The 14,777-nt window shown below is 73.1% G+C and carries 16 protein-coding genes; 11 read left to right on the forward strand and 5 right to left on the reverse strand.

From position 1 onward, the window contains the following. Positions 1-166: 166 nt before the first annotated feature. Positions 167-1,000 carry a MerR family transcriptional regulator gene (locus tag OG802_RS20540; RefSeq protein ID WP_329412510.1) on the forward strand — a complete coding sequence of 278 codons (834 nt, stop codon included), beginning with the start codon at positions 167-169 and terminating at the stop codon, positions 998-1,000. On the opposite strand, the gene OG802_RS20545 is transcribed toward OG802_RS20540, so the two are convergent. Then, positions 939-1,724 (reverse strand): CDP-alcohol phosphatidyltransferase family protein, encoded by a 786-nt coding sequence (locus OG802_RS20545; RefSeq protein ID WP_329412512.1) that lies wholly within the window; start codon positions 1,722-1,724, stop codon positions 939-941. The two genes, OG802_RS20540 and OG802_RS20545, sit on opposite strands and share 62 nt — an antisense overlap. Before the next feature lie 156 nt (positions 1,725-1,880). On the opposite strand from OG802_RS20545, the gene OG802_RS20550 reads away from it, so the two are divergent. Next, entirely contained in the window at positions 1,881-2,339 is a 459-nt protein-coding gene (locus tag OG802_RS20550) for a nucleoside deaminase (protein WP_329412514.1), read from the forward strand. A 108-nt stretch (positions 2,340-2,447) separates the two neighbouring features. On the opposite strand, the gene OG802_RS20555 is transcribed toward OG802_RS20550, so the two are convergent. Then, positions 2,448-3,188: a dienelactone hydrolase family protein gene (locus OG802_RS20555; protein ID WP_329412516.1), complete on the reverse strand. Its 741-nt coding sequence runs from the start codon at positions 3,186-3,188 to the stop codon at positions 2,448-2,450. Between the two features lie 355 nt (positions 3,189-3,543). After that, a complete protein-coding gene (locus tag OG802_RS20560) occupies positions 3,544-3,942 on the reverse strand; it encodes a PLD nuclease N-terminal domain-containing protein (protein ID WP_329412518.1) in 399 nt (132 codons plus the stop codon). Between the two features lie 167 nt (positions 3,943-4,109). Between OG802_RS20560 and OG802_RS20565 the strand changes: the two genes are divergently transcribed. The 8 genes from OG802_RS20565 (at position 4,110) to OG802_RS20600 (ending at position 10,864) form a co-directional block, all read left to right on the forward strand. Next, positions 4,110-5,567, forward strand: coding sequence for a menaquinone biosynthesis decarboxylase (locus OG802_RS20565; protein WP_329412519.1), 1,458 nt, complete (start codon positions 4,110-4,112; stop codon positions 5,565-5,567). Continuing rightward, positions 5,564-6,469, forward strand: a complete 906-nt coding sequence (mqnP, locus tag OG802_RS20570; RefSeq protein WP_329412520.1) for a menaquinone biosynthesis prenyltransferase MqnP — start codon at positions 5,564-5,566, stop codon at positions 6,467-6,469. The genes OG802_RS20565 and mqnP overlap by 4 nt, the downstream gene beginning before the upstream one ends. Before the next feature lie 179 nt (positions 6,470-6,648). Then, positions 6,649-7,311 (forward strand): UbiX family flavin prenyltransferase, encoded by a 663-nt coding sequence (locus OG802_RS20575; RefSeq protein WP_329412522.1) that lies wholly within the window; start codon positions 6,649-6,651, stop codon positions 7,309-7,311. Between the two features lie 67 nt (positions 7,312-7,378). Then, the gene (locus tag OG802_RS20580) at positions 7,379-7,834 is read left to right on the forward strand and encodes an Lrp/AsnC family transcriptional regulator (protein WP_256914566.1); all 456 of its coding nucleotides are present in this window, start codon (positions 7,379-7,381) and stop codon (positions 7,832-7,834) included. A gap of 80 nt (positions 7,835-7,914) precedes the next feature. After that, positions 7,915-9,078 (forward strand): aminofutalosine synthase MqnE, encoded by a 1,164-nt coding sequence (mqnE, locus tag OG802_RS20585; RefSeq protein ID WP_329412525.1) that lies wholly within the window; start codon positions 7,915-7,917, stop codon positions 9,076-9,078. 122 nt (positions 9,079-9,200) lie between these two features. After that, positions 9,201-9,725, forward strand: a complete 525-nt coding sequence (locus OG802_RS20590) for a GNAT family N-acetyltransferase (protein ID WP_329412529.1) — start codon at positions 9,201-9,203, stop codon at positions 9,723-9,725. Between the two features lie 114 nt (positions 9,726-9,839). Beyond that, positions 9,840-10,148: a DUF4229 domain-containing protein gene (locus tag OG802_RS20595; RefSeq protein ID WP_329412530.1), complete on the forward strand. Its 309-nt coding sequence runs from the start codon at positions 9,840-9,842 to the stop codon at positions 10,146-10,148. 71 nt (positions 10,149-10,219) lie between these two features. Continuing rightward, complete coding sequence (locus OG802_RS20600; protein WP_329412533.1) at positions 10,220-10,864, forward strand: TetR/AcrR family transcriptional regulator; 645 nt, start codon at positions 10,220-10,222, stop codon at positions 10,862-10,864. 37 nt (positions 10,865-10,901) lie between these two features. Here OG802_RS20600 and OG802_RS20605 read toward each other — a convergent pair whose 3' ends face one another. Next, positions 10,902-11,852 carry a MaoC family dehydratase gene (locus tag OG802_RS20605; protein WP_329412535.1) on the reverse strand — a complete coding sequence of 317 codons (951 nt, stop codon included), beginning with the start codon at positions 11,850-11,852 and terminating at the stop codon, positions 10,902-10,904. Continuing rightward, positions 11,852-13,198: a 3-oxoacyl-ACP reductase gene (locus OG802_RS20610; RefSeq protein ID WP_329417236.1), complete on the reverse strand. Its 1,347-nt coding sequence runs from the start codon at positions 13,196-13,198 to the stop codon at positions 11,852-11,854. The genes OG802_RS20605 and OG802_RS20610 overlap by 1 nt, the downstream gene beginning before the upstream one ends. Positions 13,199-13,300: 102 nt before the next feature. Here OG802_RS20610 and OG802_RS20615 point away from each other — a divergent pair, with 102 nt between their 5' ends. After that, a complete protein-coding gene (locus tag OG802_RS20615) occupies positions 13,301-14,635 on the forward strand; it encodes an acetyl-CoA C-acetyltransferase (RefSeq protein WP_329412536.1) in 1,335 nt (444 codons plus the stop codon). Positions 14,636-14,777 lie beyond the last annotated feature (142 nt).

Below are 14,777 nucleotides of genomic sequence, written 5' to 3' on the forward strand. Positions count from 1 at the left end.
CCGTGATCCAGCGCCCTGGACCACGGGAACCGGCCTTCGCCGTACGGCCGCCCGCCACGGAACTCCCCCGGCCGGGCACACCACCCCGCCTCCGCCCCGCCTCCGCCCGCCTCTCCCTCCCGACCGCTCCCGCCACCGCCATCGCCACCGCCCGGAGTTCCGCACCATGACCGACCGCCGGCTGCGCACCGTCGATCTCGCCCGGGTCGCGGGGCTGTCCACGCAGCAGATCCGCAACTACGAGGAGACGGGCGTGCTGCCCGCGGCGGGGCGGACGGAGTCCGGATACCGGGTGTTCGGGGAGGTGCACCGGCAGGCGCTGCCCGCGTACCGGGCGCTGGTGCGGGGGTACGGGCCGGTGACGGCGGCGCGGATCATGCGGACCGTGCACGCGGGGGACGTCCCGGCCGCGCTCGCCCTCGTCGACGAGGCCCATGCCGGGCTGCACGAGGAACGGACCGCTCTGCACGCCACCGGCCGCGCCCTGGAGGAGACGGCCCACCGGGCCCCCGAGGCCGTCGGGACGGGAGCGGCGGGCCGGCTGCGGATCGGGGAGGCGGCCCGGCTGCTCGGCGTGCGGACCTCGGCGCTGCGGGTGTGGGAGACGGCCGGGCTGGTCGCGCCGCCGCGCGAGCGCGGGACGCGGTACCGGCTCTACGGGCCGTCCGACGTGCGGGACGCGCGGATCGTGCACAGCCTGCGCCGGGCCGGATACCCCTTCGCGCAGATCCGGCCGGTGCTCGCGGAGCTGCGCCGGGAGGGCGGCAGCACGGCGGAGCTGCGGTCCGCGCTGGCGGCCCGCGCGCGGACGCTGACGGCCCGCACCCGCGCGATGCTCGCGGGAGCGGGCCGGCTGCACGCCTACCTGGACTGCCTGGACCGCCTGTACGGCCAGAACGACCAGGACGGCCTGGGGGACCAGAACGACCAGGACGCCGTCAGCGCAGTCGGGACGACGACAGGATCGACAGCAGGTGCGCCGGGACCATCAGCCACGTGACGACGGCGATCGCGGCCAGCGCCCAGCGGGTCGGGCCGACGGAGCCGGTGGCCGCGTCGGCGAACGCCACGGCGAGGAGGACCAGGGACGCCTCGATGCCGTTGGTCACCCGGTGGATCCTGAACGCGGCGGCCAGCCGGCGCACCGACGCGACACCCTGCGAACGCGGCGCGGCCGCCTCGTCGTCGGCGACCGCGAGCCCCCGCCGGGCGCGTGCCACGTCCACCAGGTCGGTCGACGCCTTCAGCAGCACCACGCCCAGGGCGGTCGCCAGCCCCAGGGACACCCAGCCGTTGAACCCCGCCCAGCCGCCGAGCCCGGACTCGGCCGCACGGAAGCCGAAGCCGGTCATCAGCGCCGCGTCGGCGAGATACGCGCCGAGCCGGTCCACGTAGATGCCGGACGCGCTGTTCTGGCCCTTCCAGCGGGCGACCTCGCCGTCCACGCAGTCGAAGAGCAGGAAGAGCTGCATGAGGAGAGCGGCCAGGACGGCCCCGGCCAGGCCCGGGATCAGCAGCGCCGCCCCGGACAGCACCCCGCACACCACCATCGTCCAGGTCAGCTGGTCCGGGGTGACCCGGGTGCGCACCAGCTGGCGGGTGAACCGCAGGGAGACCCGGCGCATGTACAGCCGGCCCGCCCAGTGTTCGCCGTTGCGGCTCGCCAGCTTGGCCTGCGGCTGGCAGACCTCCCGCAGCTCCTCCAGTACCGGAGCAGCAACCATGAACGTTCCTCCCACGAGCCCGAGTTGATCGGGCAAGGCTACCGATCGCCCGGGTGGCCGCCGCGGCGGGGCGGTGGGGCCCGCGCCGGGGGCGGCGGCGGCCCCGGCCGGGTGGTCCGCGTTGCCTCGGACCGCTCGTCGCACCAGCATGAGGACATGGACCTTCTGGACCGGGCGACGGCACGGACCTGGCTCGCCACCGCCGTCGCCGAGGCGCGGGCCGGTCTCGCCGAGGGCGGCATCCCGGTCGGCGCGGCCCTGTACGGCGCGGACGGCACGCTCCTGGGCCGCGGCCGCAACCGGCGCGTGCAGGACGGCGATCCCTCCGTGCACGCGGAGACGGCCGCGTTCCGCGCGGCGGGCCGGCAGCGCTCGTACCACGGCACGACGATGGTCACGACGCTCTCGCCGTGCTGGTACTGCTCGGGCCTGGTGCGCCAGTTCGGGATCTCGCGGGTGGTCGTCGGGGAGGCGGTCACGTTCCACGGCGGCCACGACTGGCTGGCCGGGCACGGTGTGCAGATCGTGCTCCTGGACGACGCCGGATGCGCCGCGATGATGCGCGGGTTCATCGAGAGCAACCCCGCGCTCTGGAACGAGGACATCGGCGTCTGACCGGCCGCCGCCCCGTCGGGGAACGCCCCCCTCGCCTCCCCGCGGCCTGTCGGCCGGGCCCGTCCGGTGGCGGCCGTGGTGCCGCCGCCGGACGGACCCGGCCCCGCGTCAGCCCTTCAGGTGGCGGGTGAGGAACCGGGCCGCCGCCTCGCCCGCGTGCTGCGGGACGCCGGTGTGCCCGCCCATGTTGGCGTTCAGCGTCTTCTCCTTGGAGCCGAAGGCGTCGAACAGGTCCAGTGCGGACTGCCGGTCGTTGCCCTCGTCGTCCCACTGCAGCAGGACGTGCAGCGGGACGGTGACCTGCCGGGCCTCCTCGAACATGGTCCGGGGCACGTAGCTCCCGGCGAAGAGGACCGCGGCCGAGACCCGCGGCTCGACCAGGGCCAGCCGGACGCCGATGGAGATGATTCCGCCCGAGTAGCCGACCGGGCCGTCGATCCCGGGCAGCGCGAGGAGGGCGTCCATGAGGGCCCGCCATTCCGGGACCGCCCTGTCGACCAGCGGGAGGACGAGCCGGTCGACGATGTCGTCGGAGACCGGCTCGCCGGCCTCCAGCGCACGCCGCATGTCCGCGCGGGCCTGCTCGACGTCGGCGGAGCGGGGCCGCGCACCGCTGCCGGGGAGCTCGACGGTGGCCGAGGCGAAGCCGTCCGCCGCGGAGTGCCGGGCCCGGGCCGCCAGCCGGGGACGCATCCGGTCCAGTCCGCCCGGGTGTCCGAGCAGGATCAGCGGCACCGGTGCGGAGGGGGAGGCGGACGCGGGCGTCCAGAGGACACCGGGGATGTCGCCGAGGGTGAAGTCGCGTTCGAGGACGCCGTCGTCGAGACGCTGTTCAGAGGTGAAACGCATGGTCGTGCCTTTCGGGAGAGCTGGTGAACGGCGCTCCCGGACGACCTATCGCCCGACCGTGACCCCGGAGGAGAGCACCCATGTCGTCGCTGTGTTCACGGGTACCACCTCCTCTTTCTCTCGCACGGCCTCCGGAAAGATAGCAGCGGCCGCCGTGGCCCGCCACGGGATTTCCGAGGCCGCCGTGGGGGGCCTGCGTCGCGCGGACCGGGTCACCGTGCGGCGGGCACCGCGTAGTCGGCGACGGTCCGGCGGTATCGGGCGCGCCCGGTCTCCCGGGTGTGCCCGCAAGGTGACCGACGGCCGCGAGCCGCACAGGGCGGCGGGGACCGCGGAGCGACCGCGGTCGCCCTGCTCAGCCCTCCTTCGGCTCCTCGCCCGACTCGCGGCGCTTCAGTTCGTCCTCGCGGCGGCGCAGGTCGGCCTCCCAGTCCTTGAGGAGCTTCTCCTCGTTCCTGGCCTTCTCGTCCTTCAGGGACTTGAGGAACTCGGGGTTGTCGTCCGGGGCGACGAACTCCGTGCGGTGGTTGCGGTGCCACTGCGACGGCGTGGAGCCGCCCGCCGGCGCGTGCCGTGTCCTGCCGGCCACCAGCCAGGCGATCGGGCCGACCAGCACCTCGCCGAAGAGCAGGATGATGATGACCCAGACGACCTTCGGCAGCCCGCGCACCTCCTCCTCGGGGGTGTTCAGGCAGTCGATGAAGGCGTAGATCCACAGCGCCAGGACCAGCAGGAACGGCAGATACCTGAGCATGGTGGCGGGTTCTCCCAGAACGCGGTGAGGGGGCGGGGCGGGCCCCGGTGACGGGGTCAGGGTAGCGGGTGGCCGCCGTGCCGTTCCGGGGGACGACCCACGGACCTCCGGCCGGAAGGCAGGGGCGGGCGTCGGGGGAGAGCGGGCCCTCGGCGATACTGGGACACATGGCTTACGACGATCTTCGTTCCCTGCTCAGGGCACTGGAACGCGAAGGCGACCTCAAGCGCGTCAAGGCCGAGGTCGATCCGTATCTGGAGGTCGGGGAGATCGTCGACCGGGTCCAGAAGTCCGGCGGCCCCGCGTTGCTCTTCGAGAACGTGAAGGGGTCGAGCATGCCCCTCGCGATGAACGTGTTCGGCACCGACCGGCGGCTGCTGAAGGCCCTCGGCCTGAAGTCGTACGCGGAGATCAGCGACAAGATCGGCGGCCTGCTGCGGCCCGAGCTGCCGCAGGGCTTCGTCGGCGTGCGCGAGGCGTTCGGCAAGCTCGGGGCGATGACGCACGTGCCGCCGAAGAAGGTGAAGGCCCAGGACGCGCCCGTCCAGGAGGTCGTGCTGCACGGCGACGACGTCGACCTGGACGCCCTGCCCGCCCTCTTCACCTGGCCGCAGGACGGCGGCTCCTTCTTCAACCTGGGCCTGACGCACACCAAGGACCCGGAGAGCGGGATCCGCAACCTCGGGCTCTACCGGCTCCAGCGCCACGACAAGCGCACGATCGGCATGCACTGGCAGATCCACAAGGACAGCCGCAACCACTACCAGGTCGCCGCCCGCAAGGGCGAGAAGCTGCCCGTGGCGATCGCCTTCGGCTGCCCGCCCGCCGTGACCTACGCCTCCACCGCGCCGCTGCCCGGCGACATCGACGAGTACCTGTTCGCCGGGTTCCTCGCGGGCAAGCGCATCGAGATGGTCGACTGCAAGACCGTCCCGCTTCAGGTGCCGGCGCAGGCCGAGGTCGTCATCGAGGGCTGGCTGGAGCCCGGCGAGATGCTCCCGGAAGGGCCCTTCGGGGACCACACCGGCTTCTACACCCCGCAGGAGCCGTTCCCCGCCCTGACCATCGACTGCGTGACGATGCGCAAGCGGCCGCTGCTCCAGTCGATCGTGGTCGGCCGGCCGCCGACCGAGGACGGTCCGCTGGGGCGGGCCACGGAGCGGTTCTTCCTGCCCCTGCTCAAGATCATCGTCCCGGACATCGTGGACTACCACCTGCCCGAGGCGGGCGGTTTCCACAACTGCGCGATCGTCTCGATCGACAAGAAGTACCCCAAGCACGCGCAGAAGGTCATGCACGCGGTCTGGGGCGCGCACATGATGTCGCTGACCAAGCTGATCGTGGTCGTCGACGCCGACTGCGACGTCCACGACCTGCACGAGGTGGCCTGGCGGGCGCTCGGCAACACCGACTACGCCCGCGACCTGTCCATCGTCGAAGGGCCCGTCGACCATCTCGACCACGCCTCCTACCAGCAGTTCTGGGGCGGCAAGGCGGGCATCGACGCGACGCGCAAATGGCCCGAGGAGGGGTACACGCGCGACGGCGGCTGGCCCGAGATGGTCCTGTCCGACCCGGAGACGGCGGCCACGGTGGACCGCCGCTGGAAGGAGTACGGACTGTGAGCTCCGCATCCGCAGCGCTCCCGCGGCAGCCGGGACGCACGAAGGCGTTCCTGCGCCTGGTGATGATCGAGCACTCGGTCTTCGCGCTGCCCTTCGCCTACATCGCCGCCCTCACGGCGATGTTCGAGCTGGACGGCAACATCCACTGGGGCCGACTGCTGCTGGTCACCGTCTGCATGGTGGGCCTGCGCACGTTCGCCATGGCGGTCAACCGGATCATCGACCGCGAGATCGACGCCCGCAATCCGCGCACCGCGCACCGCGAGCTGGTCACGGGCGCGATGTCGGTGAAGCACGCCTGGACCGGCGCGCTCGTCGCCGTCGCCGTCTTCCTCGGCTCGGCGGCCCTGCTCAACCCGCTCTGCCTGGCGCTCGCCCCCATCGCCGTCGTCCCGATGGTCGTCTACCCCTACGGCAAGCGGTTCACGAACTTCCCGCAGGCCATCCTGGGGCTGGCCCAGGCGATGGGCCCGATCGGCGGCTGGCTGGCGATCACCGGCGAGTGGTCCTGGGACGCGGTGATCCTCGGTCTCGCCGTCGGCGTCTGGATCGGCGGCTTCGACCTGATCTACGCCTGCCAGGACGTCGACACCGACCGGGAGACCGGCGTCCTGTCGGTCCCGGCCCGGTTCGGCATCCCGGCGGCGATCCGGGGCGCGCGCGTCTGCCACGCCGTGACGACCGCGCTGCTCGTCTGGTACGCGCTGGCGACCGGCGCGGGCGCGTTCTTCTGGCTGGGGCTGGTGATCGTCGCGGGCGCGTTCGTGTACGAGCACACGATCGTCCGCCCGCACGACCTGTCCCGCCTGAACAGGGCGTTCTTCTCCGTCAACGGGTTCATCGGGATCGCCCTGTTCGTGTGCGCCCTGCTGGATCTCCTGGTTCGAGGTCTGACCGTCTGACCTTCCGAGCGTGCGGACGGCCGGTGGCGCTCGGCCGACCCGCGAGGGCCGCCGACCGTTCCGCCCGCCCCTCCCGCCGTCGATCCGGACGCGGCCACGCCGGCCCGCACCCGGCCAGTCCTGAAGACCTTTCCGCCCACCGGTACGCTCAAGGTGTGAACGCAGGAGAAACGCAGCGCGTGCCTTGGATCGTGGGGGTGTCCGGGGCGTCCGGTACGCCCTATGCCGCCGCCGTGCTGCGGGCGCTGCTCGCCGGGGGCGAGAGCGTCGACCTGGTGGTCAGCCGGGCCTCGCGGCTCACGCTGCTCGACGAGACGGGGATCTCCTTCCGGGACGCGCACTGGCGTGACGACCTGCGGGAATGGCTCGGGCGTGGGGCGGACGGCAAGCCGGACGCGTTCGACGTCGACGTCAGCGGCGACCGGGTGCGGCACTGGGCGGCGGGGGACCTCGCCGCCGGCCCGTCCTCGGGCTCGTATCCCGTGCGGGGGATGCTGATCGTGCCCGCCTCGACCGCCTGCGTCGCCGGAGTCGCCCTCGGGTTGTCGAAGGACCTGCTCCAGCGGGCCGCGAGCGTCACGCTCAAGGAACGGCGGCCGCTGGTCGTGGCCGTCCGGGAGACCCCGCTGAACGGGCAGACCCTGCGCCATCTCGTCGCGCTGGACGACGCCGGCGCGCACGTCGTGCCCGCGTCCCCCGCCTTCTACGCGGGCGCCACGCACATCCAGGACCTGGTCGACTTCGTCGCCGGGCGCGTACTCGACGCGGCGGGGGCCGCGCACGGGCTCTATCGCCGGTGGGACGGCGAACTGGGCGGCGCGGCCGGAACCCGGGCCCCGTGAACACCGTCTGAGCACGTCGCAGTACCTCTCATCTTTCAGGAACACTGACCGGAAGGCTTCGATTCGCATGGACGCGGTGGACAGGCAGCTCATCCAGGCCCTGAGGGAGAACGGCCGGGCCTCCTACGCGGAGCTGGGACGCCTCGTCGGTCTGTCGGGACCCAGCGTCACCGACCGCATCAACCGGCTGGAGGCGGCCGGCGTCATCACCGGCTACCGCGCCACGGTGAACGCCGCGCAGCTGGGCCTCGGCGTCATCGCCCTCATCGGCATCTCCCTCTCCGACGCCGCCGACCACGAGGACGTGGCGGCCCGGCTGAAGGACCTCAGCGAGATCGAGGACTGCTGGTTCATCGCCGGCGACGACTCGTTCATGCTCAAGGTGCGGGCCACGGACGTCGACGGTCTGGAGCGGATCATCCGCCGGCTCAGCGGCACCAAGGGCGTCTCCCGGACCCGTACCACCATCGTGCTCTCCACCAAGTGGGAGAACCGCGTCGGGGAGCTGCCGGAAGAGGTGTAGCCGCGGGGACGTACGGTTGGTCGGGTGGTCAGCAGAGCCGTCGGGAAGCCGTCGGCAGGTCGTCGGTGAAAGGTGAGGGCATGGACGTCGGGCTCAAGCGCGAGCTGGAGGAGAAGGTCAGGGCCGGTGAGCGGCTGACCCGTGAGGACGGCGTCGCGCTGTACGAGTCGGACGACCTGGCGTGGCTGGGCGGGCTCGCGCACGAGGTGCGCACCCGCAAGAACGGCGACGTCGTGCACTTCAACGTCAACCGTCACCTCAACATGACGAACGTGTGCACCGCGTCGTGCGCCTACTGCTCGTTCCAGCGCAAGCCGGGCGAGAAGGACGCGTACACGATGCGCATCGAGGAGGCGGTGAAGCTCGCCAAGGCGATGGAGGGCGAGAACCTCACCGAGCTGCACATCGTCAACGGCCTGCACCCGAACCTGCCGTGGCGCTACTACCCGCGCTCACTGCGGGAGTTGAAGGCCGCCCTGCCGAACGTCTCGCTCAAGGCGTTCACGGCGACGGAGATCCACCACTTCGAGACGATCAGCGGGCTCACGGCCTCCGAGATCCTGGACGAGCTGATCGACGCGGGCCTGGAGTCGCTCACCGGCGGCGGCGCGGAGATCTTCGACTGGGAGGTCCGCCAGCACATCGTGGACCACCGCACCCACTGGGAGGACTGGTCCCGCATCCACCGCCTGGCGCACGAGAAGGGTCTCAAGACCCCGGCGACCATGCTGTACGGCCACATCGAGGAGCCCCGCCACCGCGTCGACCACGTCCTGCGGCTGCGCGAGCTCCAGGACGAGACGGGCGGCTTCCAGGTCTTCATTCCGCTGCGCTACCAGCACGACTTCGTGGACATGAAGGACGGCAAGGTCCGCAACCGGCTCCAGGCGCGCACCCAGATGGCGACCGGCGCGGAGGCGCTGAAGACGTTCGCCGTCTCGCGGCTGCTCTTCGACAACGTCCCGCACGTGAAGGTGTTCTGGGTGATGCACGGCGTCCAGACCGCGCAGCTGGCGCTCCAGCACGGTGCGGACGACATGGACGGCTCGGTCGTCGAGTACAAGATCACGCACGACGCCGACAACTACGGCACGCCGAACAAGCTCACCCGCGAGGACCTGCTGGACCTCATCCGGGACGCCGGGTTCCGCCCCGTGGAGCGCAACACCCGCTACGAGATCATCCGCGAGTACGACGGCCCCGACCCGGCCCGCCGGGAGTCGCCGCAGCCCATGCGGGTCTGACGGCGGTACGGCGCACGACGCCGCCGCGCGCCCCGGCCGGTGACGGCCGTACGGCGCGCGGCCCTTCCGCCCCCCGCCACTCCGGCCGCTCCGGCCACTTCCGTAAGGGCTACCATCGCCCGGTGCCCCTTACCTTCACGCTCGATCCCGCCGTCGGCCCCGCCCTGCGCGACGGCGTCCTCGACCTGTGGACGGACGTCTCCAACGCGGGCGGAGCCGTCGGCTTCGTCCCGCCCGTCGACCGCGAGACGGTCCGCCCGGAGCTGCTCCGGCACCTCGCGGCGATGGCCGAGGGCCGCCACCGGCTGCTCGTCGGACGGGACGCGGCCGGCGAGGTGGCCGCGACGGCCTTCTTCTCCTTCAACACGCACCGGCTTCAGAAGCACTGGGTCTGGCTCTACACCGTGATGGTGCACCCCCGCCACCAGGGCCGGGGCCACGGCCGCGACCTGCTGGCGGCCGCCGCCGACGCGGCCCGGGGCTTCGAGGGCATCGACGCGATCCGCCTCACCTGCCGCGGCGGACTCGGCCTGGAGGACTTCTACGCCTCCTGCGGCTACAAGGAGGTCGGCCGCATCCCGGGAGCCATCCGGGTCGCCCCGGGCGACGACCGCGACGACGTCGTCATGCTGCTCCCGCTGCGCTGACGGCGACGGGGCGGCGGGGGGCCGCGGGGGCGGCTGCGGGAACGGCGGTCCGGCGTGCTTCACTGGATGACGGCCCCTTGGAATCGCCTGTTTTGATCGGAAGAGTGGATTGACATGCTCCGCTACACACTGATGCGCCTCGGTGTCTTCGCCGGCTGCTTCGTGGTCGTCTGGGGCCTCGTCTACTCGGGTGTCGTCCCGCGCGGCCTCGGCGACTCCAACCTCATGTGGATCCTGCTGCTGTCGCTGGTGATCTCCGCGCCGATCAGCTTCGTGGTGCTGCGCAAGGAGCGCGACCGCGCCTCGGTGACCGTCGTGCGGCGGGTGGACCGCATGAAGGCCAACCTGGAGGCCAACCGCTCCCAGGAGGACGCCACGGCCGACGACGCCGCCGCCTCCCAGGGCCGCACGCAGACCTCCTGACGCCCCGCGCGGGTCCGGTCCCCTCCGTCGCCGCAGGACCGGGCGCGTCCCGCCCTGGCTACGCTGTGCCCATGGGTGCCGTGAAGACCAAGCGGATGCCGCGTGCGGTCCGTGAGCAGCAGATGCTGGACGCCGCCGTGGAGACCTTCGGGCGCCGGGGGTACATGGCCGCGTCGATGGACGAGATCGCCGAACTCGCGGGCGTGTCCAAGCCGTTGGTGTACCTGTACCTGAACTCCAAGGAAGACCTCTTCACCGCCTGCATCCGGCGCGAGGCCAAGGCGCTCGTCGAGGCCGTCCGGGCCGGCGTCCGCACGGACCTGCCCGCCGACCGCCAACTCTGGGAAGGACTGCGGGCGTTCTTCGCGCACACCGCGCGGCACCCGCACGCCTGGTCCGTCCTGCACCTCCAGGCCCGCACCCACGGCGATCCCTTCGCCGCCGAGGTCGCGGCGATGCGCGAGGAGATCGTCGCCTTCGTCACCCAGCTCATCGCGGTCGCGGCCCGCGAGGCCCACCGCAACCCCGACCTCCCCGAACGCGAGGTCGCCGGCCTCGCCGAGGCCTTGGTCGGCGCGGCCGAGTCCCTCGCCGCCTGGGCCAACGCCACGCCGGGCGTCACCTCCCACCAGGCGGCCGCCACCCTGATGAACTTCGCCTGGTCAGGCCTGGGCGACCTGATGAACGACCGGCCCTGGACCCCGCCGGCGGACTGAGCGGGACCGCCGGGCCCGGGCGCGGGCGAGGGAGTCCTCAGGCGTCGCGGGCCGTCGCCGTGAACGGGGGCCTGTCGCCGCCGAGCGCGTCCACCCGGCCGCTCACGTGGAGGCGGCCCGTGTCTCCCGGACCGCGCAGTTCGAAGCGGCTGCCGTCCGCCGCGAAGACGACCGTGCCCGGCAGCAGCACCGGGGCCCGGAAGTCCGCGCGCACGCGTACCGCAGGGGGCGCGCCGTGGGCGGCGAGGCAGCGGGCCACGGTCCACATGCCGTGGGCGATGGCCCGGGGGAAGCCGAAGAGGCGGGCGGTGAGCGGGTGCAGGTGGATCGGGTTGCGGTCGCCGGACGCCGAGCCGTAACGCCGTCCGACGTCGGCGGCGAGCCGCCACTCGTCGAGCACGGGGAGCGGGCCGGTCCCGTCCTGACGGGCGGCGGGGGGCCCGGCGTCGGTGCGGTGGCGGGAGAGGTAGGTGCTCGTCGACGTCCAGACGGGGGCGGCGGGTTGCGGTCCGGTGTTCGTGCCGTGGGCCGCGGTCGTGGCGTGGTCGGCGGCGGCTCTCAGCTCGGTGACGACGACCGCCTCCGTCCCCTTGCGGTGGGGGGCCAACCGATCGACGTGGACGGTGAGTTCGTAGGTCCCGGTGGCCGGGAGCGCGCTACGGCGGGTGATCTCGATCGACGTGTGGACGAGGCCGAGCAGCGGGAGCGGGAAGTCCCGCGCGCCCATGAGCCGCATGGCCAGGGGGAAGCCGAGGACGTGCGGATAGGTGAGCGGCAGCGCGTCCTCGCCGGTCGGGAAGGCGCAGACCCGCTCGTAGGCGGCGAGCCGGGCCAGGTCGACGCGCAGTGCGGGCACCACGAGACGGTCGCCGGCGCGGGGGAGCAGCGCACCGGGGCGGGGCCGCTTGAACGGGGAGCGCACGGCCCCGAGGGCGAGGATCGGGCCGAGCGGCGGGGGCCCCGACAGCGTGGTCACGGTGCCGGTCACTACGCCCCCAGCAGGCTCTGGCCGCAGACCCGCACGACCTGGCCGTTCACCGCGCCGGAGGCGGGGTGGGCGAGCCAGGCGGTCGTCTCGGCGACGTCGACGGGCAGTCCGCCCTGGGCGAGGGAGTTCATCCGGCGGCCCGCCTCGCGGATGAACAGCGGCACCGCGGCCGTCATCCTCGTCTCGATGAAGCCCGGGGCAACCGCGTTCACCGTGATCCCGTGCTCGGCGAGCGCGCGCGGCGCGAGCGCGCGGACCAGACCGGCCACGCCCGCCTTGCTCGCGCCGTAGTTCGTCTGCCCGGCGTTGCCGGCGAGCCCGGCGATGGAGGCCGTGGCCACGATCCGGCCGCCCCGGCGCAATGTCCCCTTGTCGAGCAGCGCGTCCGTGGTGCGCAGCACGCTCGCCAGGTTGACGTCCAGCACCGAACTCCAGCGCTCGGCGGGCATGTTGACCAGCCGCCGGTCCCGGGTGACGCCGGCGTTGTGGATCAGCACGTCGAGTCCGCCGGGGAGTTCGGCGGCGATCCGTTCGCCCGCGTCGGCGGCGGTGATGTCGAGGGCGAGCGCGGTCCCGCCGAGCTGTCCGGCGACCCGCCGGGCGTCGTCGTGCGCCTGCGGCACGTCGAGCACGACGACATGGGCCCCGTCGCGGGCCAGTGTCCGGGCGACCGCCTCGCCGATGCCGCGCGCGCCGCCGGTGACGAGCGCGGTGCGCCCGGCCAGCGGCAGCGACGGGTCGGCGGGGGCCGCGGAGCCGTCGGCCGTCGCCGCGATCACCTGGCCGCTGACGTAGGCGGACCGGGGGGACAGGAGGAAGCCCAGGGTGGATTCGGCGGCGTCGGCGTCGGACAGCCGCAGCAGGTTCACCGTCCTGCCGCGTCCGATCTCCTTGCCGAGGGAGCGCACGAACCCTTCCAGGGCCTGCTGCGCGGCCGCCCGGTGGTGGTCGCCGCCGGTTTCCAGGGGGGAGCCGAGCACCACGATCCGGCCGCTCTCCGCGACCGAGCGCACGACCGGGTGCAGCGCCGCGTGGACCTCGGCGAGCGTGTCGACGTCGCGCACGCCGGTGGCGTCGAGGACGACGGCCGCGAGGGCGGCGTCCGCGGGGCGTCCGGCGGCGGCCGGGGCGGTGGCGGGGTCGGCGAGGGGGAGGCCGGTGCGGGCGAGGACCGGCGCGAGGCCGCGGAGCCCGGACCCGCCGGCCGTAAGGTGAAGCAAGCCGCCGGGGAGACAGGGCTGTTCGGGCGACCAGCGCCGGAGCGCCGCCGGCTGGGGGAGGCCCAGCCGCCGGGTGAGGAACCGGCCGGGGGCGGTGGCGGTGAGGCTCAGATAGCGGTCGGCCATGTTCGTCTCGTCTCCCACGGGCTTGACGCACAGGATATTTTACTTACTCCGGAGTAAGGTTACCGCGGGTAAGTCTAGGTCAAAGGTGAGGAGCAGGTCGAGATGAGTACCTCGGAGCCGTCGAAGGTGACCTACCTGAGAGGGGCCCGCAAGAGCCCCCTGGAGCCCCCGCGCGCCCGCCGCGTCGCGATCGTCGGCGGCTCCCGCATCCCCTTCGCCCGCTCCGACGGCCCCTACGCCACCGCCTCCAACCAGGACATGCTGACGGCGGCCGTGAACGGGCTCGTGAACCGGTACGCGCTCGACGTGCCCGGCGTGGTGGGCGAGTTCGTCGCCGGGGCCGTCCTCAAGCACAGCCGGGACTTCAACCTGGCCCGCGAGACCGTCCTCGGCTCGAAGCTCGACTCCCGCACCCCCGCCTACGACGTCCAGCAGGCCTGCGGCACCGGCCTCCAGGCCGTGATCGCCGCCGCCAACAAGATCGCCCTCGGCCAGACCGACTCCGCCGTCGCGGGCGGCGCGGACACCGCGAGCGACGCCCCCCTCGGCGTCAACGACGCACTGCGCCGCATCCTCCTGGAGGCCCGTCGGGCGAAGTCGACCGGAGACCGCCTCAAGGCGCTGGCCCGCATCCGCCCCTCCCACCTGGTCCCCGAGATCCCGCGCAACGCCGAACCGCGCACCGGCCTGTCCATGGGCGAGCACGCGGCGGTCACCGCCCGCGTCTGGGGCGTCGGCCGCGAGGCCCAGGACGAACTGGCGGCCACCAGCCACCAGCGGCTCGCCGCCGCGTACGAGCGGGGCTTCTTCGACGACTTGGTGGTCCCCTTCCGTGACCTGACCCGCGACCAGAACCTGCGCCCCGACTCCACCGCCGCGAAACTGGCCCGTCTGAAGCCGGTGTTCGGCGTCGACGGCCCCGAGCCCACCATGACGGCGGGCAACTCCACCCCGCTGACGGACGGCTCGGCGGTCGTCCTGCTCGCCTCCGAGGAGTGGGCCGAGGCCCGCGGCCTGGAGCCGCTCGCCTACCTGACCGCCTACGAGACGGCGGCCGTGGACTTCGTGCGCGGCGACGCGGCCGGAGGCGAGGACGGCCTGCTCATGGCCCCCGCGTACGCGGTCCCGCGCATGCTGGAGCGGACCGGCCTGGGCATCGAGGACTTCGACCTGGTCGAGGTGCACGAGGCGTTCGCCTCCCAGGTGCTGGCCACCCTCGCGGCCTGGGAGAAGCAGGGGCTCACCCCGGTCGACCGGGACAAGCTGAACGTGACCGGCTCCTCCCTCGCCACCGGCCACCCCTTCGCGGCCACCGGAGCCCGCATCACGGCGACCCTCGCCACACTCCTCGCCGAGCGGGGCGGCCCCGCACGCGGGCTGATCTCGATCTGCGCGGCCGGCGGACAGGGCGTCACCGCCATCCTCGAACGAACGTGAGCACCCCTCATATGACCCCCGAGGTTGCACAGCCCCGACCCCGGAACATCCCCGAACACGCACATGCCTTACACCTACGAGCCGTACGATCCCGTACCTGACCGGGGGCAACCCCTTTCATGGCGGGCATCCCGGTTGAACG

The sequence above is a fragment of the Streptomyces sp. NBC_00704 genome (assembly GCF_036226605.1).
GTDB lineage: Bacteria > Actinomycetota > Actinomycetes > Streptomycetales > Streptomycetaceae > Streptomyces.

Excerpts from the sequence above, each read along its gene's own strand:
- OG802_RS20565 (WP_329412519.1), top strand. The coding sequence starts at position 4,110 with ATGGCTTACGACGATCTTCGTTCCCTGCTCAGGGCACTGGAACGCGAA.
- OG802_RS20555 (WP_329412516.1), bottom strand. The coding sequence starts at position 3,188 with ATGCGTTTCACCTCTGAACAGCGTCTCGACGACGGCGTCCTCGAACGC.
- OG802_RS20560 (WP_329412518.1), bottom strand. The coding sequence starts at position 3,942 with ATGCTCAGGTATCTGCCGTTCCTGCTGGTCCTGGCGCTGTGGATCTAC.
- OG802_RS20615 (WP_329412536.1), top strand. The coding sequence starts at position 13,301 with ATGAGTACCTCGGAGCCGTCGAAGGTGACCTACCTGAGAGGGGCCCGC.
- OG802_RS20580 (WP_256914566.1), top strand. The coding sequence starts at position 7,379 with ATGGACGCGGTGGACAGGCAGCTCATCCAGGCCCTGAGGGAGAACGGC.
- OG802_RS20550 (WP_329412514.1), top strand. The coding sequence starts at position 1,881 with ATGGACCTTCTGGACCGGGCGACGGCACGGACCTGGCTCGCCACCGCC.
- OG802_RS20545 (WP_329412512.1), bottom strand. The coding sequence starts at position 1,724 with ATGGTTGCTGCTCCGGTACTGGAGGAGCTGCGGGAGGTCTGCCAGCCG.
- mqnE (WP_329412525.1), top strand. The coding sequence starts at position 7,915 with ATGGACGTCGGGCTCAAGCGCGAGCTGGAGGAGAAGGTCAGGGCCGGT.
- OG802_RS20595 (WP_329412530.1), top strand. The coding sequence starts at position 9,840 with ATGCTCCGCTACACACTGATGCGCCTCGGTGTCTTCGCCGGCTGCTTC.
- OG802_RS20610 (WP_329417236.1), bottom strand. The coding sequence starts at position 13,198 with ATGGCCGACCGCTATCTGAGCCTCACCGCCACCGCCCCCGGCCGGTTC.
- OG802_RS20600 (WP_329412533.1), top strand. The coding sequence starts at position 10,220 with ATGGGTGCCGTGAAGACCAAGCGGATGCCGCGTGCGGTCCGTGAGCAG.
- OG802_RS20540 (WP_329412510.1), top strand. The coding sequence starts at position 167 with ATGACCGACCGCCGGCTGCGCACCGTCGATCTCGCCCGGGTCGCGGGG.